Annotated in this window: 21 protein-coding genes; 9 read left to right on the plus strand and 12 right to left on the minus strand. The window is 63.8% G+C overall.

Annotation, left to right across the window (positions count from 1 at the left end):
- Window positions 1–24: 24 nt before the first annotated feature.
- Window positions 25–1500, minus strand: coding sequence for an iron ABC transporter permease (locus CH294_RS21690; protein WP_094739059.1), 1476 nt, complete (start codon window positions 1498–1500; stop codon window positions 25–27).
- Between the two features lie 257 nt (window positions 1501–1757).
- Here CH294_RS21690 and CH294_RS21695 point away from each other — a divergent pair, with 257 nt between their 5' ends.
- From CH294_RS21695 to CH294_RS21730, 8 genes are all read left to right on the plus strand, one after another.
- Entirely contained in the window at window positions 1758–2441 is a 684-nt protein-coding gene (locus CH294_RS21695; RefSeq protein ID WP_230594613.1) for a hypothetical protein, read from the plus strand.
- Between the two features lie 223 nt (window positions 2442–2664).
- Complete coding sequence (locus CH294_RS21700) at window positions 2665–3126, plus strand: PaaI family thioesterase (RefSeq protein ID WP_037150369.1); 462 nt, start codon at window positions 2665–2667, stop codon at window positions 3124–3126.
- A 5-nt stretch (window positions 3127–3131) separates the two neighbouring features.
- Window positions 3132–4400, plus strand: a complete 1269-nt coding sequence (locus tag CH294_RS21705) for an aldolase/citrate lyase family protein (protein ID WP_094739170.1) — start codon at window positions 3132–3134, stop codon at window positions 4398–4400.
- Between the two features lie 85 nt (window positions 4401–4485).
- Window positions 4486–5118, plus strand: coding sequence for an urease subunit gamma (locus CH294_RS21710; protein WP_052058378.1), 633 nt, complete (start codon window positions 4486–4488; stop codon window positions 5116–5118).
- Window positions 5118–6839, plus strand: coding sequence for an urease subunit alpha (locus tag CH294_RS21715; RefSeq protein ID WP_037150374.1), 1722 nt, complete (start codon window positions 5118–5120; stop codon window positions 6837–6839). The genes CH294_RS21710 and CH294_RS21715 overlap by 1 nt, the downstream gene beginning before the upstream one ends.
- Entirely contained in the window at window positions 6839–7495 is a 657-nt protein-coding gene (locus CH294_RS21720; RefSeq protein ID WP_032403460.1) for an urease accessory UreF family protein, read from the plus strand. Before CH294_RS21715 ends, CH294_RS21720 begins: the two co-directional genes overlap by 1 nt.
- Window positions 7496–7547: 52 nt before the next feature.
- Complete coding sequence (gene ureG / locus CH294_RS21725) at window positions 7548–8252, plus strand: urease accessory protein UreG (protein WP_094610340.1); 705 nt, start codon at window positions 7548–7550, stop codon at window positions 8250–8252.
- A 6-nt stretch (window positions 8253–8258) separates the two neighbouring features.
- Window positions 8259–8927, plus strand: a complete 669-nt coding sequence (locus CH294_RS21730; RefSeq protein ID WP_094739060.1) for an urease accessory protein UreD — start codon at window positions 8259–8261, stop codon at window positions 8925–8927.
- Between the two features lie 85 nt (window positions 8928–9012).
- Here the strand turns inward: CH294_RS21730 and CH294_RS21735 are convergent, their stop codons facing one another.
- The 6 genes from CH294_RS21735 to dapA all read right to left on the minus strand — a co-directional run bounded on the left by CH294_RS21735 (window position 9013) and on the right by dapA (window position 15975).
- Window positions 9013–10416, minus strand: a complete 1404-nt coding sequence (locus tag CH294_RS21735; RefSeq protein ID WP_032403457.1) for an NAD(P)/FAD-dependent oxidoreductase — start codon at window positions 10414–10416, stop codon at window positions 9013–9015.
- 106 nt (window positions 10417–10522) lie between these two features.
- Window positions 10523–11323 carry a DUF2470 domain-containing protein gene (locus tag CH294_RS21740; RefSeq protein WP_094610342.1) on the minus strand — a complete coding sequence of 267 codons (801 nt, stop codon included), beginning with the start codon at window positions 11321–11323 and terminating at the stop codon, window positions 10523–10525.
- Window positions 11324–11345: 22 nt separating this feature from the next.
- Window positions 11346–12023 carry a GAP family protein gene (locus tag CH294_RS21745; protein WP_094739061.1) on the minus strand — a complete coding sequence of 226 codons (678 nt, stop codon included), beginning with the start codon at window positions 12021–12023 and terminating at the stop codon, window positions 11346–11348.
- 19 nt (window positions 12024–12042) lie between these two features.
- Window positions 12043–12597, minus strand: coding sequence for an isochorismatase family protein (locus CH294_RS21750; protein ID WP_032403454.1), 555 nt, complete (start codon window positions 12595–12597; stop codon window positions 12043–12045).
- 42 nt (window positions 12598–12639) lie between these two features.
- Entirely contained in the window at window positions 12640–15024 is a 2385-nt protein-coding gene (locus tag CH294_RS21755) for an excinuclease ABC subunit UvrA (RefSeq protein ID WP_094739062.1), read from the minus strand.
- Between the two features lie 6 nt (window positions 15025–15030).
- Window positions 15031–15975 (minus strand): 4-hydroxy-tetrahydrodipicolinate synthase, encoded by a 945-nt coding sequence (dapA, locus tag CH294_RS21760; RefSeq protein ID WP_037150386.1) that lies wholly within the window; start codon window positions 15973–15975, stop codon window positions 15031–15033.
- Window positions 15976–16047: 72 nt separating this feature from the next.
- Here dapA and CH294_RS21765 point away from each other — a divergent pair, with 72 nt between their 5' ends.
- Window positions 16048–16947: a LysR family transcriptional regulator gene (locus CH294_RS21765; RefSeq protein WP_094610416.1), complete on the plus strand. Its 900-nt coding sequence runs from the start codon at window positions 16048–16050 to the stop codon at window positions 16945–16947.
- Here the strand turns inward: CH294_RS21765 and helR are convergent.
- From helR to CH294_RS21790, 5 genes are all read right to left on the minus strand, one after another.
- Entirely contained in the window at window positions 16908–19076 is a 2169-nt protein-coding gene (helR, locus tag CH294_RS21770; protein WP_212709822.1) for an RNA polymerase recycling motor ATPase HelR, read from the minus strand. The genes CH294_RS21765 and helR overlap by 40 nt on opposite strands.
- Window positions 19077–19376: 300 nt before the next feature.
- Entirely contained in the window at window positions 19377–19793 is a 417-nt protein-coding gene (locus CH294_RS21775; protein ID WP_094739064.1) for a hypothetical protein, read from the minus strand.
- Window positions 19794–20018: 225 nt separating this feature from the next.
- Complete coding sequence (locus tag CH294_RS21780) at window positions 20019–22214, minus strand: GGDEF domain-containing protein (RefSeq protein WP_094739171.1); 2196 nt, start codon at window positions 22212–22214, stop codon at window positions 20019–20021.
- A 218-nt stretch (window positions 22215–22432) separates the two neighbouring features.
- Window positions 22433–23095: a class I SAM-dependent methyltransferase gene (locus CH294_RS21785; protein ID WP_094610347.1), complete on the minus strand. Its 663-nt coding sequence runs from the start codon at window positions 23093–23095 to the stop codon at window positions 22433–22435.
- Window positions 23096–23137: 42 nt separating this feature from the next.
- Entirely contained in the window at window positions 23138–23677 is a 540-nt protein-coding gene (locus CH294_RS21790) for a hypothetical protein (protein ID WP_032403449.1), read from the minus strand.
- Between the last annotated feature and the right edge of the window lie 17 nt (window positions 23678–23694).

Raw genomic sequence — 23694 nt, forward strand, 5'->3', positions numbered from 1 at the left:
GCGGTGTCGACTGCAGATCGGTTGTCACAGGCCGACCAACTTCCGACGACGAACGAGAGCGATGAAGAACGGCGCGCCGATCAGGGCCAGAACGATGCCCACCTGGAGCTCGCCAGGGCGCACGACGACCCGTCCGACGACGTCGGCGATCATGAGCATCACACCGCCCATGAGACCTGCATAGGGGACTAGCCAGCGGTAGTCGGGTCCGGTCACCGCTCGGGCGATGTGCGGTACGACGAGACCCACGAAGGCGATCGGCCCGCATGCTGCGGTCGCTGCCCCGGTGAGCAGGGTGATAGCGAGGATCCCGACGGTACGGGTGACCGCAATGTTGGTTCCCAGTGAGCGCGCGACATCCTCACCGAGGCTCATGACGTTGAGGCCGGGAGTGCTCGCGACTGCGATGAGGACGCCGATCACCAGGAACGGCAATACCTGCCACAACACGTCCAGGCCGCGTCCGGCGACGGATCCGACCACCCAGAAGCGGTAGCCGTCCAGACTGGTCTGATCGAGCAGGACGACGGCGTTGGTCATCGCCGAGAGGAAGAATGCGACGCCGGCCCCGGCCAACGCGAGATTGACCGGACTCGATCTGCCCGACCCGATCGACGACAGTCCGAACACGACGACGCTCGCCACCGCCGAACCGGCGAACGCGAACCACAGGTATTGACTCGGCGAGGTGAACCGGAACAGGTAGATGGCCATCACGACGAAGAACGCCGCGCCCGAGTTGAGGCCGAGCAGGCTGGCGTCGGCCAACGGGTTGCGTGTGTGCCCTTGGATGAGAGCGCCTGCGATGCCGAGCGCGATACCCACGACCAGTGCGAGCACAGTGCGGGGAACTCGCAGCGTGCGCACGATGATGTCGGTGTCGGTGCCCGTCGAATTCAGCAGGGCGTGGGCGATCTCGGCGAAGGTCAGGGGTCGAGCGCCGATGGCGATGCTGGCGAGAATTCCGGCCACGAGAGCGGCGACGAGTACGGCCAAGCCCAGCAATCTCCGGCGCCGAATGGCAGCGACCGAACCGTCCTTGGGAATGGGCTCGAATCCTTCTGCTGCAGCGACCTTTTCGCGCACCACCTCCGACGACGCGGAGCCGATCCGAAACTGGCGACGAAGCGCTCGACGTGCGCCGATCGGACCGTGGGTAACGGTGTCTCGCAGCGTCAGCCCCAGCCATCGCTTGCCGGTGCTCTGGCCGTCGTTGCCGTCGCGGTACCCGCGGTTCCAGACGAACAGAGCCAGAGCGACACACACCGAAATCGTGCCGAATACGAATCGGTCCGCTTGTCCGCCTCCGTTGTCGTCACGCAGCGCGTCGACGATCGACCATCCGACGAACAACGGGACCACCACGATCAGGGCGTCGACAGCGCCTGCCGCGATGCAGGAGCTCCGCGGCGGCGGGCCGTCGGGCACGTTCTCGGTCCCGTACTGCTCATCGGGAGACCGGCGAGCGCCGTGCGGGCCGAGTAGCGGAGCTGTGGTCACAGTGTCGTGACTCCTCGCTGTATCGAAGGGACTCGTTTAGGTTACGGAACCCTTGCTTTCAATGTGAGGTGAGGTAAGGGTAGCGGTACCTGATTCCCAAAGTTATCTGGTTAGGCTAACCTACATAACGAGTCGGGGTGCGACGCATCCACCCGCCACGAACTTCAAGGAGCGATCAGGTGTCAGTTGCAACGGCGGCATTCTCCAGCTGGGCCGATGTTCATCGATTCTCGAACCGATCCGATGGGACGGCCCAGTTGGCCGACTCGTGTGAGACTCTTCGCGCGCTCAATCCCGATTACCCGCGGATGTACGCGGTGGCTGCCATGGCGAACGAAGGTAAGCGCCGGTGGTGGCAGTTGGCCGTCGGGCTCACGGACGGACGTGTCGAGCGGATGTACAGCCGTTCGCTCGAGGATCTGGATGTGCCGGAGGCTGCTGCGGTTCAGGTGGCCACTGCCTTGATTCACGCTGTGGTCGGCCGAGTATCTGCGCTGCTGGTCCTGGAGGCCCGGGCGTGGGATCCGGGCATCGACAACATGTGGATCCACATGGACAGTGACGGTGGAATCGACTGGGCGGGTGTCGCGTCGCCGATCCTGAGGGTGCTGCCGGAGGATCCCTCGGCGGGTGAGCCTGGCACCGTCACCCTTCCGTGCGAGGAGGCTCTGCTCGTCTGGACCGCGCATCGCTGCACGACGTCGCTCGGTGCGGTGTTTCGCGCGATATCGGAGCGCGCTCCGCTCGATGTTCGAGTCTTCTGGGCCCTGGTCGGGGATGCGATTCTCGGCGCGTCCACGTACGTTCCGATTCTGGCCGGGGCGAGCGCGTCCGACGGAGCTCGTCGAGGTCAGATGCTGCTCGACGCCATGGTCGACGCAGGCGCTCCCGTCCGGTCACGCGCCGGGGTTCCCGGACGAGCGAGACTTCGGGTGTCGTGAGGCTCTTGCGCCGTTACTAAGGTTTGCCTATGCTGACCACGTACCAACGGACCGCGCCGGAGTCCTGAGGGCTGCAGTGACTCCCGGTCCTTGCCACGGTGGGCCTCCCGTTCTTCACGAACGGGAGGCCCACCGATTTTCGTGGGTCGACCGTCGTGTAATTCTGATGGAAAGTCGGCTGCACAGTCGGCTCACATGTTTCGACGCAACCGGAGGCAGTGCAATGACGGACTCGAACGGCACCACGGAAGAGACGCCTTTCGACGCCTTGACGCCGGAACAGTTGACCGAGCTGTGCCACCGTGGATTCGACGGAGTCGTCGGTCTGAAATACCTCGCGGTGTCCGGCGAGGACGTGCGCGCGGAGTGGACAGTGACCCCACAGCTCCATCAACCCGCAGGAATCATGCACGGCGGCGTCCTGTGCGCGGTGGTCGAATCGGTGGCCAGCATCGGCGGATCGGCCTGGTTCGGGTCACGTGGACACGTGGTCGGCGCCAACAACAACACCGACTTCCTGCGAGCCACGCGATCGGGAACCTTGACCGCACACGGACATCCGATTCATCGTGGACGCACCCAGCAGCTGTGGCAGGTGGACATCTCCGACGAGACCGGACGCTTGGTAGCTCAGGGCAGAGTCCGACTGGCAAATATCGAAAACACTGCACATCTGGGACAGTGATGCCCATGACGGGCCACAACCAGCATCCAGATTCACCGGTCACCGCGCTGACTCCCGACGCTCTCGATCGCCTCGAGACACTCTTCGGGCCCATCGACGAGGATCTGGCGCGGCACTATCCCGGGGACCGCATCGGCGGGCAGCCTTCCCACACCGTGTACGTCTCGGCGGCGGACGCCTCGGCGAATGTGCCCGCGGAGTGGGGCGCAGCATCCTCGGCGATTCTGGACGCTCACCCCGAGGCATTCGCCGCACTCGACACGGCGAAAGTTCTGCCCCTGGTTCGTGAGCGATTGAGCACGGCCCCCATCCAGGACCTCCGAATCGATTTCGAGGACGGGTACGGATGGCGGTCGGACGTCGTCGAAGACCGTCATGCAACGGCCGCGGGTGCAGCGTTGGCAGCCTTGGCGAAAGATGCCGATGGTCCGACCTGGTTGGGTATTCGGTCCAAAGGACTTGCAGCACACGAGCGTCGGCGCGGGATTCGCACCCTCGAGCTCGTTCTGGACGGGGCCGGGGGAGTGCCCGACGGTTTCGTGTTCACCGTGCCCAAACTGCGGGCCACCTCGCAGGTTGCGGCAGTGGTCGCGTTGTGTGAGGAACTCGAGCGCGCGCACGGCCTGCCCGATCGTGCCCTTCGATTCGAGTTGCAGATCGAGAGTCCCCAGGCGGTCATCGGGGCCGACGGCACGACGACTCTCGCGCGGGCGATCACTCGCGCGGACGGTCGCTGCACGTCACTGCACTACGGAACCTACGATTACAGCGCCGCGTGTGGGATCACTTCCGCGCAGCAGTCGCTGGCACATCCGGTGGCGGACCACGCGAAGAACGTCATGCTGGTGGCAGCCGCGCAGACCGGAGTGTGGGTGTGCGACGGCTCGACCCAGGTTGTTCCCACCGGCAGCCCGGAGCAGGTTTCGGCGTCGGCGCGGCGGCACTTCGATCTGGTGACGAGGTCCCTCGAACGCGGTTTCTACCAGGGCTGGGACATGCATCCCGGGCATCTGGTGACGCGGTGGCTGGCCACCTTCGGTTTCTTCCGCCACGCCATGCCGGTCGCGGCTGCTCGACTCGGGGGCTACCTCGATCGTCAGGGCGGTGAGGTGATGGACGAACCCGCCACCGCGCAAGCGTTGGCCGGCGTGCTGGTGCGAGGCCTCGACGCGGGTGCGTTCGGCCTCGCCGAACTGCAGGCAATTGCTTCGGGAATCGACGGAGACGTCCTGCGGGGACTGCTCGATCGATCGGTGACCGTGCCCCTCGGGTGAGGCGCGAACCGGCGCTCCGCTGCCGGGCTGCCTCGAGCGTGTCAGAATTGCCGAGCACCATCACCGATCGGGACGGAGAACTCCAATGCGGTTGTCTCCGCACGAGCAGGATCGACTGCTCGTCAGCTATGCGGCCGAGCTCGCGCGGCGTCGTCAGGCTCGAGGCTTGAAGCTCAATCATCCCGAGGCCATCGCGGTCATCACCGATCACCTTCTCGAGGGTGCCCGGGACGGGCGATCCGTTGCAGACCTGATGTCCTCGGGGCGCGAAATCCTCACTGCCGACGATGTCCTCGGTGGGGTTCCCGAGTTGCTTCCCGAGGTGATGGTCGAAGCGACCTTTCCCGACGGCACGAAATTGATCACCGTGCACGAGCCGATCTCACCCAAGCGAGGTGACGGTCACCTGATTCCCGGCGAGATCATCACCGTCGCAGGGGACATCGAGATCAACGAGGGCGCCGAGGTGATCACGATGGTCGTCGTGAACGGCGGAGATCGGCCGGTTCAGGTGGGCTCACACGTGCACTTCCCACAGTCCAACGCCGCCCTGCAGTTCGATCGTGAGCGTGCCCACGGCCACCGCCTCGATATTCCGGCGGGCACAGCGGTGCGTTTCGAGCCCGGCATCGAACAGACAGTTCGGCTCGTGCCTCTCGGTGGCACGCGCGAGGTCCACGGTTTGAGCATGACACCTCCCGGAAAGTTGGACAGCTGATGGCGCGTCTGAGCCGTAGTCGATACGCCCAGTTGTTCGGGCCCACCACGGGCGATCGAATTCGCCTGGCAGACACGGATCTTCTGATCGAGGTCACCGAAGACCGCAGCGGCGGACCGGGCAACGCAGGGGAGGAAGCGGTCTTCGGCGGCGGCAAGGTGATCCGCGAATCGATGGGTCAATCGCGTGCTACCCGCGCAGACGGAGCTCCCGACACGGTGATCACCGGGGTGGTTGTCGTCGACTACTGGGGAATCATCAAGGCCGACCTCGGTATTCGCGACGGGCGCATCGTGGCATTGGGCAAGGCAGGCAACCCCGACACCATGACCGGAGTCCATCCCGATCTCGTGATCGGGCCCTCGACCGAGATCATCGCGGGCAATGGAAAGATCGTCACGGCCGGCGGCATCGACTGTCACGTCCACCTGATCTGCCCGCAGATCAAGGAGGAAGCTCTCGGCGGAGGCATCACCACCGTGATCGCCGGCGGCACCGGACCCGCCGAAGGAAGCAAGGCCACCACGGTCACCCCGGGTGCATGGCACCTGTCCCGGATGCTCGAAGCTCTCGACGACTGGCCGATGAACATCGTGCTCCTCGGCAAGGGCAACACTGTCAACCCCGACTCCATGTGGGAGCAATTGCGCGCAGGCGCATCAGGATTCAAGCTGCACGAGGATTGGGGCTCGACCCCTGCTGCGATCGACGCGTGCCTGCGAGTGTGTGAGGACGCCGGTGTGCAGGCCGCGCTCCACTCGGACACCCTGAACGAGGCCGGCTTCGTCGAGACCACTCTCGCTGCGATCGACGGCCGTGGAATTCACGCCTATCACACGGAAGGCGCGGGCGGCGGGCACGCACCCGACATCATCACCGTGGCCGCGCAAGGGCACGTGCTGCCCAGCTCGACCAACCCGACGCGTCCCCATACCGTCAACACCCTGGACGAACATCTCGACATGCTGATGGTGTGCCATCACCTCAGTCCGTCCATTCCGGAGGATCTGGCCTTCGCCGAAAGTCGTATCCGGCCGTCGACCATTGCGGCCGAGGATCTGCTGCACGACATGGGTGCGATCTCGATGATCGGCAGCGATGCGCAGGCAATGGGCCGGATCGGCGAGGTCGTTCTGCGTACCTGGCAGACGGCACACGTGATGAAATCTCGTCGGGGCTTCCTCTCCGGAGACAACGGGGCCGACAACAACCGCGTCATGCGGTACGTCGCCAAGTACACGATTTGCCCGGCCGTGGCCCACGGGCTGGACGACGAGATCGGCTCGATCGAGCCGGGAAAATTGGCCGATCTGGTGCTGTGGGACCCGGCGTTCTTCGGCGTCCGCCCGCACATGGTCGTCAAGGGCGGAATGATCGCCTGGGCGGCTATGGGCGATGCCAACGCGTCCATCCCGACCCCACAACCCGAGCTTCCGCGTCCGATGTTCGGGGCCTCGCCCAAAGCAGCTGCCGCGACATCGCTGCACTTCGTCGCTCCCCAGGCAATCGAAGATGGACTTGCCGGCCGCCTGAACTGCGATCGCCGGCTCGTTCCGGTCAAGAACGTCCGCAGCATCAGGAAGTCCGACATGGCTCTCAACGACGCCATGCCCGACATCGAGGTGGATCCGGACACGTTCACGGTGCGCATCGACGGCGACGTGTGGAAAGAACAGCCGGCAACCGAACTGCCGATGGCGCAGCGATACTTCCTTTTCTGATGACGGCTGCTCGTCTGCAGGTGACAACGCTTCTCTCTCTTGCCGATTCACGTCTGCCCACCGGTGGACACGTGCATTCCGGTGGAGTGGAGGAGGCGATCGCATCGGGTTTCGTCCGAGACATCGCGACACTCGAGGCTTTCTTGCGACGTCGAATAAGGACCTCCGGTGCCACCATGGCGTCGGTGGCGGCAGCGATCGTCCACGGCTCTCTCGGCACGGAGGGTGCCGACGCCGAGTGTGACGCTCGGACGCCGTCCCCCGCGGCCAGATCCGCGTCACGCGCTCAGGGTCGCGGTCTGCTTCGATTGGCCAAATCGGCTTGGCCACATCATGATTGGACATCGATCGGCCGTAAGCCGCACCTCCCCGTGGCTGCAGGGCATGTGGGGCTCGCGTGCGGGCTGTCGGTTGCCGACACAGCGGCTGTGCAGGTGTACATCACCATGACCGGGTCGGCGATCGCGGCGCAGCGTCTGCTGGCGCTCGATCCGGCCGAGGTTGCCGCATGCACCATCCGCTTGGGCGACTTCTGTGACGATGTGACTGCCTCGGTGTGCGAGTGCCTACCCGAGCTGATGGAGTTGTCGGATCCGTTGCTGGACATGTTCGCCGAAGCCCACGCCGTCCGCGATCGTCCGTTGTTCGTATCCTGAGATTCCGATCCACTGTTTCGACCGACTGTTCTCGAACGACGAAGGAGATGTCATGCCCCCGCACCTGATCGACGGTGAGCCCCACGACCACGGACTGGATCGTCCGAAACGCGCGCGGGAGGCGGGCGAGGCGCTGCGAGTGGGAATCGGTGGACCGGTCGGTTCCGGAAAGACCGCTTTGGTGGCTGCCCTGTGCCGCCAGCTTCGTGACGAGCTGTCGCTTGCTGTTCTGACCAACGACATCTACACGACCGAGGACGCCGACTTCCTGCGTCGGCATGCGGTGCTGCCGGACGAGCGCATCACGGCCGTACAGACAGGTGGCTGCCCGCACACAGCCATTCGCGACGACATCACCGCCAATCTCGACGCCATCGACGACTTGATCGAGAACAATCCGCCCCTGGACCTCATTCTGGTCGAGTCGGGCGGAGACAATCTCACCGCGACGTTCTCGTCCGGTCTCATCGATGTGCAGATCTTCGTCGTCGATGTCGCAGGCGGCGACAAAGTGCCGCGCAAGGGTGGTCCCGGTGTCACATTCTCCGATCTGTTGGTGGTCAACAAGACAGATCTGGCCCCATACGTCGGGGCTGATCTGGGTGTGATGGAACGCGATGCGGCACAGGTGCGCGAGGGCCGACCGACTGCGCTGATCTCACTCACCGACGACCCGGCCGCGACCACGGTACTCGCGTGGATTCGTGAGCAGCTCGAGGTCGTTGCCGACGCCGACGCGCATGCTCACACGCACTGAGCGTCGATGCACACCGAGCTCTGCATCGATGCGAGCCTGCATCGCAGCCCACGCATCACCTCGGTGGGCGGACTTGCCGGCCGCCAGACCGGGCCGGATACGGTCCACCTGATCGGAACCGCCGCAACGCCACTCGGCGGTGACACCATCACCGTCAGAATCTCTGTGGCGGCCGGCGCACACCTGGAAGTCCGCAGCGTCGCGGCGTCACTGGCGATGCCCGGTGGGCAGCAGCGTCATTCGTCGGCGCAGTGGCACGTCGAGGTGGGTGCGGGTGCATCTCTGATCTTCGATCCCGAGCCCATGGTCGTCGTGTCGGACGCATCGCATTCGGTGGTCAATATTATTGCGCTGCAACAGAATTCAACCTTGTGGTTGCGCGAGCGGACGCAGATCGGGCGTTTCGAGGAGGCGTCGGGTCGGTGGACCAGTGCGATGCGATGCGACGTCGGAGACAGTCCTTTGCTGCGCCACCGGGTGGAACTGGGCAACGGATCGATCTCACACGACGCGTTGTCGGCTCCGCTGTCGATGTCCAGTACGTTGCAGTACCCCGATGATCGTGCGTCCGAGGTCGATCTGCGCGGCGGAAGCGTTCGGCTTGCTTTGGCAGGAGGCGGCTCACTGACTACCTCGGTGGGTCGCCGCCTGCCGCCCAGTGATTCGAGTGCGTGAGAGCGGTACGCCGAACGACGAATCGCATCGGCCGACGGTGTCCCGTCGGCCGATGCGATGTCGGAAAGCTGGGGTCAGCGGTGGATCAGCCCGCTGCCTTCGCGCGTTCCTGTTCCGTCTCGGCGGTGTCCGTCTCGACGGCACCCGCGCGTTCGAGGGAATTCAGTTGTTCGATGGCCAACCTCGCGAACACCTGCTGCTCGGTCGATGCCATCTGGGCGCGACCGCGACCGAGGAAGGTCACGAACCAGGAGATGACGGTCGTGATTCGACTGCGGTAGCCCACGAGGTAGTACAGGTGCAACGCAAGCCACATCAGCCATGCGATGAATCCACCGAACTCGAGCTTGCCGACCTTGGCGACCGCGTTGAACCGCGACACCGTTGCCATCGAGCCCTTGTCGAAGTACTTGAACGGCGCACGCTGAGCGGGGTCGTCCTCGCCCTTCACCGATGCCTTGATCCGCTTGGCGGCGTACGTCGCTCCCTGAATGGCACCCTGCGCCATGCCCGGTACATCCTTGACCGACATGAGGTCGCCGACCACGAACACGTTCGGGTGGCCCTTGACGGTCAGATCGGGTTCGACGAGCACACGTCCGGCGCGGTCGGTCTCCGAACCGGACTGATCCGCGAGTTGCTTGCCGAGGGGGCTGCCCTGAACGCCTGCCGACCAGACCTTGCACTGCGCCTCGATGCGACGCGTCGTGCCGTCCTTCTCCTTGACGGTCAGGCCGTCGTTGTCGACGTCGGTGACCATCGCGTTGAGCTGGATTTCGACGCCGAGCTTCTCGAGTCGTTCCGCGGCCTTGCGGCCGAGCTTCTCGCCCATCGGCGGCAGTACGGCGGGCGCTGCGTCGAGCAGGATCACGCGGGCGTCGCGAGGATCGATGTTGCGGAAAGCTCCGTCGAGGGTGCGATCGGCGAGCTCGGCGATCTGCCCGGCAAGTTCAACACCGGTGGGGCCTGCCCCGACGACGACGAAGGTCATGAGGCGGTCCTTCTCCTCCTGATCGTCGGAGAGTTCCGCCTGCTCGAACGCGCCGAGAATGCGTCCACGCAGTTCGAGTGCGTCGTCGATGGTCTTCATGCCGGGCGCGAACTCGGCGAAGTGATCGTTGCCGAAGTAGGACTGCTGCGCGCCGGCTGCGACGATCAGGCTGTCGAAGGGAGTGACGGTGATGCGCTCGAGCAGCTTCGACGTCACCGTCTTGGCCTCGAGGTCGATGTTCAACACGTCGCCCAGCAGCACCTCGGCGTTCTTCTGCTTGCGGAGAATGACGCGGGTGGTGGGAGCGATCTCGCCGACGGACAGGATGCCCGTCGCGACCTGGTAGAGGAGCGGCTGAAAGAGGTGGTGCGTCGTCTTGGCGACGAGGGTGATGTCGACGTCGGCCTTCTTGAGCGCCTTGACGCCGAACAGACCTCCGAACCCGGAACCGATGACGACGACACGATGACGCTTCGATTCGACCGGTTGGATGCTCATTACCTGCTCCCTAGACGTTGAGATGTAAGCACAACGGTAGCCGCCATCGTTCTCGGCGTCTCGGCAAGGTGGCTGTACCGGTCCAGAGCGGGGAGTGCAGCGGAAACTACCGCCCGCCTACCGCTCGCTTCGCCAGTTCCACGGTCGCGGCCCGTAGTTCCCCAGCCGAGTCGATCGGGGCCGCGTAGCCAACCCTGGTGTACGCGACTCCGCGCGGCGTGAGCACCTTCAGGTCGAGTCCGTAGCGGTCTGCGGCGGTGCATTCGGCGGACGTGGCATCGGGATAGCCACCCAGTTCGCGGGCCATCGCCATCAGAGACGTCGAGTGGTCGGCGTTGAGGTGCTCGATCGCGTACGCGGAGGTGGGCGATACCGGATCGGGTGCGGCCTCGGCGTAGTCCTCGGCAGTTGCCGAATCCATCCGCCCGTATCCACCGACCCAGCGGACCCGATGCACGCGCATGACCCAGAGCGTGAAGTCGCTGTAGTCGAGGTAGTACTTCGCCGCGGGCACCCCCGCGAGATGCGCCTCGCGGGCAGCCGCCAGCTCGTCTCCCTCGGGCCGTTCGACCACGCCGGCCAGAGTGATTCGGCCCGACGCCAACGGATCGGTCTGCGATTGCGGTGCCACGATCGACAGGCTCGCGCGCTGATCGCCGGCGAGGTTGCGCCCGTGCTCGGCCATCCGCGAGACACACAGAACCGGAGCGCCGCCGTGCAATCCGTAGGTGACGAACGATGCCCAGGGATCGCCGTCCGCGGTCAGGCTCGCAAGGGTCGCGATGTTGGTGGACGCGGCGATCGTGCGCGCCTCCTCGGCCGCCGAGGGACGACGGTCGGCGACCACGGGAGACAGGGGAGGGGGAACGGACGGAGCGTCACCGGGGTCGCCGTGATCGAGTGCCATGCGCAGAAGCTTAGGCGACGACCTACAGGAGGTCTCGAGCATGAATCAGAGCGTCGGCGAGCAATGCGACACCGAGCACGACGAAGATGACGCGCACCGTCGGCGGGCCGTACCGCGTCAAGCCACGCACGGTGGTGACGAACGCCCGCCTGGAACGTCGACTCTTCCTCGACGCCAGAATCAGGACGAGGATCGGCGGAATCAGTGCGATCAGGCAGTAGACGACGACTATGGCCGGCCACCACTGCGGGCGGGGAACATAGGTCGAGAGCATCGTCAGCCCGGCGAGGTACGGCACTGCCGTCGGGCCCTGCACCAGACCGATCGTCAACCCTGTCAGGGCGACCACGGGAATGCTGGAGCCGGCTCGGGCGGCCCATGCCGGTGGGCGACGCTCGGCGGTGCGCAGCGCGCCGAGGCTGATCAGGACAAGCCCGACCACGAACTCCGTGCGATATCGGATCGTGGGAGTGACGGTGAAGTCGAATAGATCCGTGACGAAGTCGATGCCGAGAACGGTGACGATGCCGAAGGCCGTCGTCGCCGTGAACACTCCGCCGACGAAGGCCAGCCCGGCTCGGAACGGCGACCGCCGAGTGGTTCTCGAGTGCACCGCAATGGCGGCAGTGACGCCGATCAGCAAGACATCGAGCGAATCGAGTATCGCAAAGCCGACGAGCGCGAGAAGCAAAGTCACCATGGAAGGTTCAGGGTATCGGTCAGGTGAAGTCGATATCTTTCGTCGCCACTGCCGCCGCGGTACGTCCGGGCGCGGTCTGGTTGTCCCAGTACAGATTGGTGTGTGCGATGACCTGCTCGGGCAGGGGAGCTCCCCATTTCGTCAGGTCTTCCGTCGTGTGAGCGTCGCTCGCCAGCGTCACGTCGTATCCGCGCACCAGAGCGCCGTGAAGGGTGGATCGGACGCAGAAATCGGTCTGTGCGCCTGCGACCACGACATGCCCGGCTTCGGCCTCTGTCAGCTCCGCCTCCAACGTCGTGTCCTCGAAGGCATCTCCGTGTTTCTTGTGCACGATCGGGTCGCTCGAAGCCACAGGTAGCGCCCCGAGAAGCTCCCACCCGTCCGTCCCGAAGTGCAGTTCCTCTTCGGCCGAGTGCTGTACCCAGATCACCGCAGTACCCGTCTCCCGTGCGCGGGTCACCAGGGACACGATGTTGTCGATCACGCGTTCTCGCTCGTGCGCACCCACCATCACGTCGTTCTGTACGTCGACGATCAGCAGTGCGGTTGCGTGGCGGCCGGGCAGGGTGGTCACGACAATTCCTTCCGAAAGATGTCTCGTCCGATTGCCTGCACGTCAGCTCCCGACGTACGCGGCCAGATGTCGGCCGGTGAGTGTGGAACCGTCCGCCACCAGATCGGACGGCGTTCCTTCGAACACCACGAGTCCGCCGTCGTGTCCGGCACCGGGGCCCAGATCGATGATCCAGTCGGCGTGTGCCATCACCGCCTGGTGATGCTCGATCACGATCACCGACTTGCCCGAGTCGACCAGTCTGTCGAGGAGCCCGAGCAGCTTGTCGACGTCGGCGAGATGCAGTCCGGTGGTGGGTTCGTCCAGCACGTAGACCCCACCCTTGCCTGCCATGTGTGTGGCGAGCTTGAGGCGCTGGCGTTCGCCACCCGACAGCGTCGTCAGTGGCTGTCCGATCTTCAGGTAGCCGAGCCCGACGTCGTTCAAGCGCTGCAGAATCTTGTGCGCTGGGAGCAGTTTGGCTGCGCCGTCGGAGAAGAACTCCTCGGCCTCTGCGACCGACATGGACAACACCTCGTCGATGTTGCGACCGCCGAAGTGGTACTCGAGTACCGAAGCCTGGAACCGCTTGCCCTCGCACACCTCACACGTCGTGGCCACCCCGGCCATCATCGCGAGGTCGCTGTAGATGACGCCTGCTCCGTTGCACGTCGGGCACGCGCCTTCGGAGTTGGAGCTGAACAGAGCCGGCTTGACGGCATTCTCCTTGGCGAAAGCCTTCCGTATCGGTTCGAGCAATCCGGTGTACGTCGCGGGGTTGCTTCGCCGTGAACCACGGATGGCACCCTGGTCCACCGACACCACATCGTCTGTGCCCGAGAGCGACCCGTGAATCAGCGAGCTCTTGCCCGAGCCTGCGACGCCGGTGACGACGACCAGCACTCCGAGTGGAACGTCGACGTCCACGTCGCGCAGATTGTGTGAGTTCGCACCGCGAATTTCGAGTACTTCAGAGAACCCACGCACCGAGTCCTTGAGCGACGCTCGATCGTCGAAATGCCGACCGGTGACCGTGTCGCTGTGTCGCAATCCCTCGACCGTGCCCTCGAAGCACACGTGCCCGCCCGCGCTGCCGGCACCTGGACCCAGATCCACCACGTGATCTGCGATCGAGATCGTCTCGGGCTTGTGCTCGACGACCAGCACCGTATTTCCCTTGTCTCGCAACTGCAACAGCAGGTTGTTCATCCGTTCGATGTCATGCGGGTGCAAGCCGGTCGTGGGCTCGTCGAACACGTACGTCACGTCGGTCAGCGAGGAGCCGAGGTGGCGAATCATTTTGGTACGCTGGGCCTCTCCACCGGACAACGTCCCCGAGGGACGATCCAGGCTCAGATATCCGAGCCCGATCTCCACGAACGAGTCCAGGGTCTCGCTCAGCGTCGTCAACAATGGTGCCACCGACGGTTCCTTCAGGCCTGCAACCCATGTGGCCAAATCGCTGATCTGCATCGAACAGGCGTCGGCGATGTTGATGCCCTTGATCTTCGACGATCGAGCTCCCTCGTTGAGTCGGGTGCCGTCGCAGTCGGGACACGTGGTGAAGGTGATCGCGCGGTCGACGAAGGCGCGGATATGCGGCTGCATTGCCTCGACGTCCTTGGACAGGAACGATTTCTGGATCTGAGGCACGAGTCCCGAGTAGGTCAGATTTATGCCCTCGACCTTGATCTTCGTGGGCTCGCGGTAGAGCAGATCGTCGAGTTCCTTCTTCGTGTACTTCGCGATGGGCTTGTCCGGGTCGAAGTAACCGCAGCCACGGAAAATTCGGCCGTACCAGCCTTCCATGCTGTAGCCGGGAATCGTGATGGCGTTCTCGTTGAGGGACTTGCTCGCGTCGTACAGGGCGGTGAGATCGAAGTCGCTGACCGAACCTCGGCCCTCGCAGCGTGGGCACATGCCGCCGGTGACGGAGAAGGACTTCTTCTCGGTGGTCTGACGGCCACCCTTGTCCACCTTGTAGGCGCCTGCGCCGGAGACCGATGCAACGTTGAACGAAAAAGCTTGTGCTGAGCCGATATACGGTTTACCGACTCGACTGAAGAGAATGCGAAGCATGGCATTGGCGTCGGTGGCCGTACCGACGGTGGAGTGCGGATTGGCACCCATGCGCTGTTGATCGACGATGATGGCCGTGGTGAGCCCGTCCATGACGTCGACGTAGGGTCGAGCGAGTGTCGGCATGAATCCCTGGACGAAGGCGCTGTAGGTCTCGTTGATCATCCGCTGCGATTCCGCAGCGATAGTGCTGAAGACCAGTGAGCTCTTGCCGGAGCCCGACACACCGGTGAACACGGTGAGCCGTCGCTTGGGCAAGTCCACGTCGATGTCCTGAAGGTTGTTCTGCCGTGCTCCCTGTACACGAATCACATCGTGACTATCGGCAGCGTGCGGTTCCGAGACCTGCGTGACCTTCTTCGTCGCCATGAGCAGTCAGGCTAGTCGCACCGGAATGCCCACGCTTCTCGATTCCTGATCGATTCCGGTGGCGCGCAGTGCCGCGTCCAATCGCCTCAGGTCGGTCGTCGACGATTCGAGAAGTGGACGGCGGACGGTTGCGTCGGACAGCACACCGATCCTGACCAGTGCAGCCTTGGCCATGATGGCTCCCTGCGTCGTACGCATGACGGCGTCGGTGAGCGGCAACAGTGCCCGCTGTACTGCGTTTGCTCGATCCAGGTCGCCGGTCCGGACGGCTTCGATCATCTCGGCGTACCGGTCGGCCACGGCGTTGCCGGTGACACTGACCAATCCTGTTGCGCCACAGCAGAGATAAGCGAGGGCAAGCTCGTCGATTCCGCAGTAGTAGGCAAGCTCCGTCGAGGCCATGACGGTCATGGCTTCGTAGAGGTCGCCCTTTGCGTCTTTGACAGCCCTGATCGAGGGATGCCGGGACAGTTCGATCAACGTCGCCTGCTCGATGGCGATGCCCGTGCGCGCCGGGACGTCGTACACCATGACGGGAAGCCCACCTGCTCCGGCGATGTCGACGATGTGCGCCACAATGCCCGCCTGGGTGGGGCGCGAATAGTGGGGAGCACTGATCAGTAGTGCATCGGCACCGGCCGCTGCAGCGGACCGAGCCATGTCCATTCCCGCCGCCGTGTCGTTGGTACCGAGTCCGGCGATCACCCGAAAGGCATCGTTCGAGTGCTCTCGGGCCTGCGTGATCAGCCCCGACAGCTCGTGGGAGGTCAGTGTCGGTGCTTCACCGGTGGTGCCGCCGACGACGACTCCGTCGCATCCGGTCGACAGCAGGTGCACGAGCAGTGCATCGACGCCGACGCGATCGATAGTTCCGTCCGGGTGCATGGGCGTCACCATGGCGACGACATTGGTACCGAAAATCGACGAGGAAGAAGGCGCGGAATTGGTCACCAGGTGAGTGTGGTCCGCCCAACACCTACGGTCCAGCGATGGATTATCGGCATTATTGCGTAGTGTTGCTTCATGATCGATGTGAACGCACTCCATGCCCTGCGCGCGGTCGCTGCCACGGGAACCCTGGCCAGGGCGGCCGACGAGCTCGGATACACCTCGTCGGCCATTTCCCAGCAGATCAAGCGGCTCGAACGGCAGATCGGGACGCCGGTGCTGGCGCAGGCCGGCCGAGGCGTCGTACTCACCCCGGCCGGTCGAGCGGTGGTCGACTCTGCGGACGAGGTGTTCCATGCCCTCGAGCGCTGCGTTGAGTCGGCGCGCTCCGCCGACGAAGGCGTCGCTCGTGGGGTCGTGCGCCTCGTCGGCTTCTCGACCGCCCTTCGCGGTCTGGTGGCACCTGCGCTGAGCCGACTGCACCGGCGGTATCCCGATCTGACCGTCCACATCAGCGAGGAAGATCCCGATCGCGCCCTGCACAGCGTCCACGCGGGTGCCGCCGACTTGGCGCTGGTGCACGACGCCGACGGTGTACCGGCAGCGGCGCCGCCCTCGATCGTCCGACGACCGATCCATACCGACTACGGCGACGTGATCATGAAACGTACTCATCCACTCGCCGGACGCGAGTCTGCGCTGACCCATTCCGAACTCGCCCGCTACCCGTGGGTGACGAGCCCGGCGGGGACGGTGTGCCATCAGTGGTTCCGTCGACTGTTCGCCGACACACCCACCGACGTAGTCGTTCGCCATCTCGTCGATGATTTCTCGACCCAGCTCGCACTGGTCGAAGGGGACGACGTTCTTGCGCTCGTTCCTCGTCTCGCACGGCCGGTTCTGAGCGCCGACCTCGTTGCAGTGTCACCGGCACGCACTCCCACACGTGAGGTGCAGGCGGCTTGGAGGCACAGTGCGAATGCGAGCCCCGCAATTCACGCGGTACTGGACGTCCTGAACCCGGCCTCGAGCTGAGAGGTCAGAATTGTCAGCCGCCCGGTAGCTCGTGTCATTGCCACGTATCGGTCGACAGCACCGGCGATTCCGGACCCGAACGACTCCGGGTCGACGAGGACGACCAGGTCGAATTCGAGTCCCTTGGTCAGTTGGGGCGTCAGTGAGCGTATGCGTTCCGATCCCGCGAACGTAGGATCGCCTATGACACAGCCGATTCCGCTGGCGTTCGATTCCATCCACCTTTCCAGGATCGACGACAGATCTGCCGAGTTGCCGTACTCGACAGGCACACCGCTGCTGCGAATCGATACCGGGACGTTGGCGTCCGGCAACACTGCACGGATCACCGGCTCGGCCACCGCCATCACTTCTCGCGGGGTGCGGTAGTTGACGCCGAGGGTGGCAATGTCGATGTGGTCGATCCCCACTCGTCCGAGCCGTTCGAGCCAGGATTCGGAGAACCCACGACGCGACTGCGCGCGGTCTCCGACGACAGTGACGCTGCCCGAAGGGCAGCGGCGACACACCATGTGCCACTGCGCATCCGTCAGCTCCTGAGCCTCGTCCACGACAATGTGTGCGAACGGTCCGGCCAGTGGGTCGATGGGGATCTCCTCGAATCCGGCTCGATCGACGAGCGCATCGCGAATTCCGTCCTGGCGAAGCTGTGCAGCCATCATGTCGTCGTCGTCGGCAGCCATGAGTTCGTCGACGACGCGATCCATCCGCGTCCGCTCGACTGCCGACGCTGCCTCGCGGCGTTGCGTGCGCCGCGCATGCTCGGGATCTCCGAGCCGCATGCGCGCAGCGTCGAGCAGGGGTAGATCGGCCAGTGTCCATCGCGTCGGATCGGTTCGTTGCAGCATGCGCACCTGCTCGGCACTCAGCCAGGGTGCACATCGACGGAGATACGCCGGCACGCTCCACAAGTCGGCAACGAGGTCGGCGGCCTCGATGATTGTCCATGATCTTTCGAGCGTCCGACGTAGATGCTCGTTGCGCTGCAGAGACCGTCGTACTTCCTGGGTGGACTCGTCGCCGTCGTATCGCTCCGTGAGAATTGTGAGGAGTAGGTCCCAGATCTGTTCTCGTGCCTCGTTGTGCGGAGTACCGGGCTCGGCTGCCCCGAACGCTTCGATCCAATCGTCCGGGGTGAGTCTGAGGTCGGCCCATTCTGTTTCCACGATCATGTTCTGGGTGGGCGGTTGCTCGTAGAACGCGACGGCCGCGGCGATTGCGTCGATCATTCCGAGAGTGGACTTCAGTTGCGCCACAGCAGGATCGGGCTCTTCTGTTGCGTTCGTTCCTTCTGAAACGAGGTCCTGGAGGGTGCAGGTGTGTACACCGTCTTCGCCGAGACTCGGCAGGACGTCGGAGACATAGGCGAGGTACGGCTCGTGCGGGCCCACGAACAGAACTCCGCCCCGGTTGTGTCCTATGCGTGAATCCGTGTACAGAAGATAGGCAGTACGGTGAAGAGCGACAACCGTTTTCCCGGTTCCCGGCCCACCGTCGACGACGAGAGCTCCGCGCGCATCTGCTCGGATGATCGCGTCCTGATCCGCTTGCACTGTGCCCAGTACGTCCCGCATCCGCGCCGAACGTTCGGTACCCAAGCTGGCGATGAATGCCGACTGATCGTCGAGCGCCGCATCGGAGTCGATCCCCGTCGAGTCGAAGACCTCGTCCCAGTAATCCGTGATGACGCCGTTCGTCCATCGATAGCGTCGGCGACTCTGGAGCCCCATGGGGTTGGCGTGGGTGGCACCGAAGAAGGGCTCGGCAGCGGGGGAGCGCCAGTCCACCAGAAGTTGCTCGCCCGAGTTCCCCAACAGTCCGAGGCGCCCGATGTAGACGGGCTCGTCCGAGTCGACGGGCACGATGCGACCCAGGCACAGATCGATCCCGTAGCGATGTAGTGAACGAAGACGCCCGCGCAGACGATGGACCTCGAAGTCTCGCTCCATCACCTCCTGGCCCATCCGGCCCGACGACTTCTGGATGGTGTTCAGCCGATCCGTCGTATCGGATCGAGACGTCTCGATACTCGAACAGATTTCTGAAAAGTGTTGCTGATCAACCTCGATCAGCTCTGGATCGCGCTTGCGAGAGAGACTATCGGGCAGGTCGAAGACGCGTGGGCGCACAGGATTCACAGAACTCCGATCGACTGATTCATGACGGTAGCGAGCCATTCTGAGCCCTGTACGGGGTCTTGCCGCAAGCCCCGGGGTGCGCTATACATTGAAAGTGGAAAGAGGTGATCCTCGCTTTCCGAACCCATGGCCCGATCGCACGTCTGTGCTACTGCCTGGATGTCTTGTTCTTGCCGGAACCGGCTTGCTTGCCGCTGGCGCAGATCAACTCGTGCGGAAATCCAGGATTTACACGTCGTCTGCAGCGACCATCATCGAAGAGACTGCGAGACAGCTCATACGATTCCAGGATCACGCTACGAGACCTCTGCCGCGATGAAGTTCGAGTCGGTAGATGATGCCGCCGAACAGGATGCGTTGCACGGTCTCGTCGGCGAAGTAGCTGTCGATGTCATTCGGCTGCAGTGTCGGATTGTTGTCGAGGTGTTCACGCAGCACGATCAGCACGCTGTCGACGGTGAGTACGAACCGCTCGCCGCCGAGGTCGGTAATCGCCGCCCGAGCGACGCCGTCCCATTCCTCGACACGCGCCCAGTGGCGAATTCCACATCCCTCCACGGCCTCGATCAGCAGGCGCTCCGCGAAAGGCGACAACGATGCGCGATCGGCACGGGCCGCTTTCACCGACGTCAGAGCCTGACGGTAGGGGAGCAGGTGCGATTGTGCGTAGGCTCGTGCTGCTCGCTTCTCGGCGTGGTTCTTGGTCACCCTAGTTCCGAATTCTGTGCAGCGGCCCCGCGGCACCACTGCACCGGTCGGAGGTCGAGGACACGGCGTGCAGCAACGAACAAAAAGGTCTTCGATCGCAGATCCGTAAAAGACCTTGCCCGTCGAGCGCTGGCGGAGGCGACGCGGGTGCCTGCTGCAGCTGGGGTGGCTATGCGAGTAGCTCTGCTTCGGCACGTTATCACGAACGTGGTCGCTGCTCGTCACTCATGGATCGGTGAGCAGCAAGTCTGCGATCGCGTCGGCATCGACCGGTCGTCCCAACAGGAACCCCTGGGCGAAATCGCATCCGGCAGCGGCCAATGCCTCGAGTTGTTCCTCGGTCTCGACCCCTTCCCCGACGACGGTGACATCGAATGCCCGGGCGAGTGCGACGATCGCCGAGATGATGGCGCAGGCGCGTGGGGCCGGCAGCCGGGCGATATACGACCTGTCGATCTTGAAACTCTCGAACATGGGATAGCGGTCGAGATACGACATGGAACTGTGTCCCTTTCCCATGTCGTCGAGCAGCAGAGTGACACCCATCGAATGCAGCGTGGAGACGGTGTCGGCGACTCGTTCGGTGTCCGCGACCCAGACGGTTTCGGTGACCTCCAAACCGAGGGCGAAAGCGGGAAGTCCCGTGTCTGCCAACACGGACGCAACCTCTTTCGGAAAATCCGGATCTCGAAGCTGGAGTGCGCTGACGTTGACGCGAACGACGATGTCGGAGAACGTGCGCCATCGTGCCGCAGCGGCACACGCGGTGCGAAGAGCCCAGGTGCCCAATGGCGTTGCAAGGCCCGTTCTCTCGGCGACGCTGACGAATTCGCTGGGTTCTATCGGTCCGAGGTGGTGGTGATTCCAGCGAGCCAGCGCCTCGACCGCAACGACCTTCCGAGTCGCGATCTCCACCAGCGGTTGATAAGCCAGCGTGAGTTCGTTCGCTTTCAAGGCCGCCCTGAGATCTATCGAGAGTGACCTGATGCGATCGGCGTCGTAGAGATCGGTTGGATCGAAGACGGCATGGCCGCCAGTACCGCTGTCCTTCGCGCGGTACATGGCCAGGTCCGCACGGTGAATGAGCTCCTGTCGCGTCGAATTCCGGTCGGACACAGCGATGCCGATACTCGCGCTGAGGGGAATCGGAACGTCGACGGCAGAAAACGGCACCGCGATCGAACTCGAGATGTGCCGCGCGAGTTCTTTCGCATGCTCGACGCTGTCCACTCCCTCACACACGATCAGGAACTCGTCTCCGCCAAGGCGCGCAACTGTATCGGCTTCCCGAATTGCCGAGGCAAGTCGATCGACGAATTTGACCAGCGCCCTGTCACCGGCATCGTGGCCCAGGCTGTCGTTGATGATCTTGAAGTCGTCGATGTCGAGCAACAGCAGCGCAACCGTGCCGAACTGTTGCCGCGCGCGAACCAGCGCAGCGTCGATGACGTCGTAGGCGAGCGTTCGGTTCGGCAGACCGGTGAGTGCGTCGTGTGTACTGCGTCGTCTCAGCTGGCGTTCCAGATCGATCCTTCTCATTGCCGCGGAGACGATCCCAGCGACGGAACCGAGAAACGACACCTCCTCGTCGCGGTAGAGACGGGCCTCCACGCTGTGGATTGTGAGCACACCCCAGGCGGCGCCGGCAACGTCGAAGATCGGAACTCCCACTCCGCTGCGCAGCCCGAAAGCAGCCATCGTCTCGGTGCGAAAACGCGTCTCGACAGTGCGGTCGTTGCACACGGCCGGCTCGGAGTTCGCCAGGACGAACCCCATCAGCGACCCGTCTCCCGGTGGAACATCGTGCCGTATACCGAGTGCGCCGCTTGCTGCGTCCATGGTCAGGTAAGGATCGTCCGGGCGTTCGAGATGGGAAATCGCCGAGTTTCCGACACCGATCAAGGTTGCGGCGGTATCGGTGGCGGCGGTGAGCAGTGTCGGTAGGTCTGCGATGACGGCGAATCTGCTGAGATCGGCAAGAGCCTTCTGCTCTCGAGCATGCCGACCTGCGAGGAGGACATCGGCGGCCATCCGAGCATTGCGCTGTTCGGCGGTGTGACGATGACGAATGATGGATGCAACCAAGTCGGGCCCACCGTCGCCGGAATCGATCGAATAGGCGGTCACCATCACCGGAATTGCGGCACCGGTCACCTGATGGCGTAATTCGCAGTATCCCTCCCATCTTCCGTCGATGCGCAGACCGTCACCGATATCTGCCGCGAGATCGAGCCCACCCGAGGTGAGGAATTCGAGCGCACTCAACTCCATGGCAGCGGATAGGCTCGTCGATCCGATCAGTTCCAAGCCTCCAGGATTGATATAGAGGATTTTTCCCGAGAAATCGGACAGGGAAGCGAAGTCCGGGAATCGATCGAGAAACGACCGAAGGCTCACCGGATCGCCCGTGAGATCGTTCACCGGTCCTCCGATCCGGCTCGCCCGTGATCCGAGCACTGCCGAGCCAATGCTATTCGGCGGGTGCGGTGCGTGTGCACGATTGCCACGACGGGCCCCGAACTATCTGCTCGACACGCATGAATCCGAGCGACGGCCGGCGTAGTGGACAACACTCGTGCACAGGCGGAGTTGATGGCAACGGGTGCGGCTTCGGAGGCGCGCCGACGGTCCTTCGGGGTCTACGGTCGTGTGCGAGGCTGTCGAGCCACGAAGATCGCGACATTGCCGACCATAGTCACCTCGACTTGCTCGAATGTTTCGGACAGTGACCGGCGAAGGCCGGGCAGATCGTCCTGGCGATTTCCGAACACGCCGGTTTGGTTGTAGGCGAACATCAGCGCCTTGCCGAGGACGGTGAAGCTCTGGTCCGCACCGATCACGGTCGATCCGAACAGCACTCCCTCCGGCGTCAGCTTCTCCGCGAGGTTTGTCAGGGCAGCAGCCTTGGTGGACCAGTCGCCGGGGAGGCAGTGCAGAACGTAATTGATCGACACCGAGTCGAACTTTTCGATGCTCTTGTCCAATGGCACCAGAACATCGTGTTCGATCAGCGTAAGCGGAACATCCAGTCGGGATGCCGTGTGATCGAGCGAGTTGGCGTTGAGGTCGAGGAGGGTGAGGTCGATATCGGTGGGCAGGTCGATGTTGGCGAGGGCCCAGCCGGATCCAGGGCCGACCTCCAGGTGACGGTGGCCGATGTGCCGACGGTAGAGATCGACGAAATGAGCTCTGTTGCAACGCCATCCGAAACTGTTCGACAGTCGGATCACCCACAGGTCGTACAGTCGTAGGACAAGCTTGGTGTACGGGGCCGCCCCCGCTCGGGTGGATAGCGTTGTCATGTGGTCGTTCGCCTCTCAGAACTTCCGGGAGTTACGGAAGTGTCACCACACCACAGTGGTGTCCTCGACGCGAACTCGACCGAAGAATCTGTTCGTGATGTCGTCCCCGGAATGGTCGAAGCCGGCGACGATCGATGCGAGCTCGTCCACGAGAGCGCGAAGCGCAGGGGAGTAGATATCGATTCCGCTGTCGCGGAACCAGCCCCAAGCGGGTGGAATGCAGCTGATCGTGACGACGATTTCGCAACCGTGGTGTACGTCGACTTCGATCCGAATGTCTTTGGGTGCGTCGCGAACTGGATCGACTGGGGTGATCCCGGAGGATTCGGTAGCGGAGGGACGGTAGATGCGGGCCATCGTGATGTCGTCGCGAATCATCTCGGCGATGCTGTCCAGTCCCGAATGTCGGCCGAGACGGCCGTGGCTCGAACCGTACTGTCGATGAGTGTCGGTGATCGGCCGCGAGGTGCGAAGTATCCGATTCAGCATGCGCTGCGCCGTGTCCCGTTCCGAGCTGCCTGTGCGGGGGTGGTCGATCAACGTTCGCAGCCGTGAGACTCTGACTGCGGGGTCGGTTGCCATGGGCCGAGAATATCGCG

Source organism: Rhodococcus sp. 14-2483-1-1 (assembly GCF_002259335.1).
GTDB lineage: Bacteria > Actinomycetota > Actinomycetes > Mycobacteriales > Mycobacteriaceae > Rhodococcoides.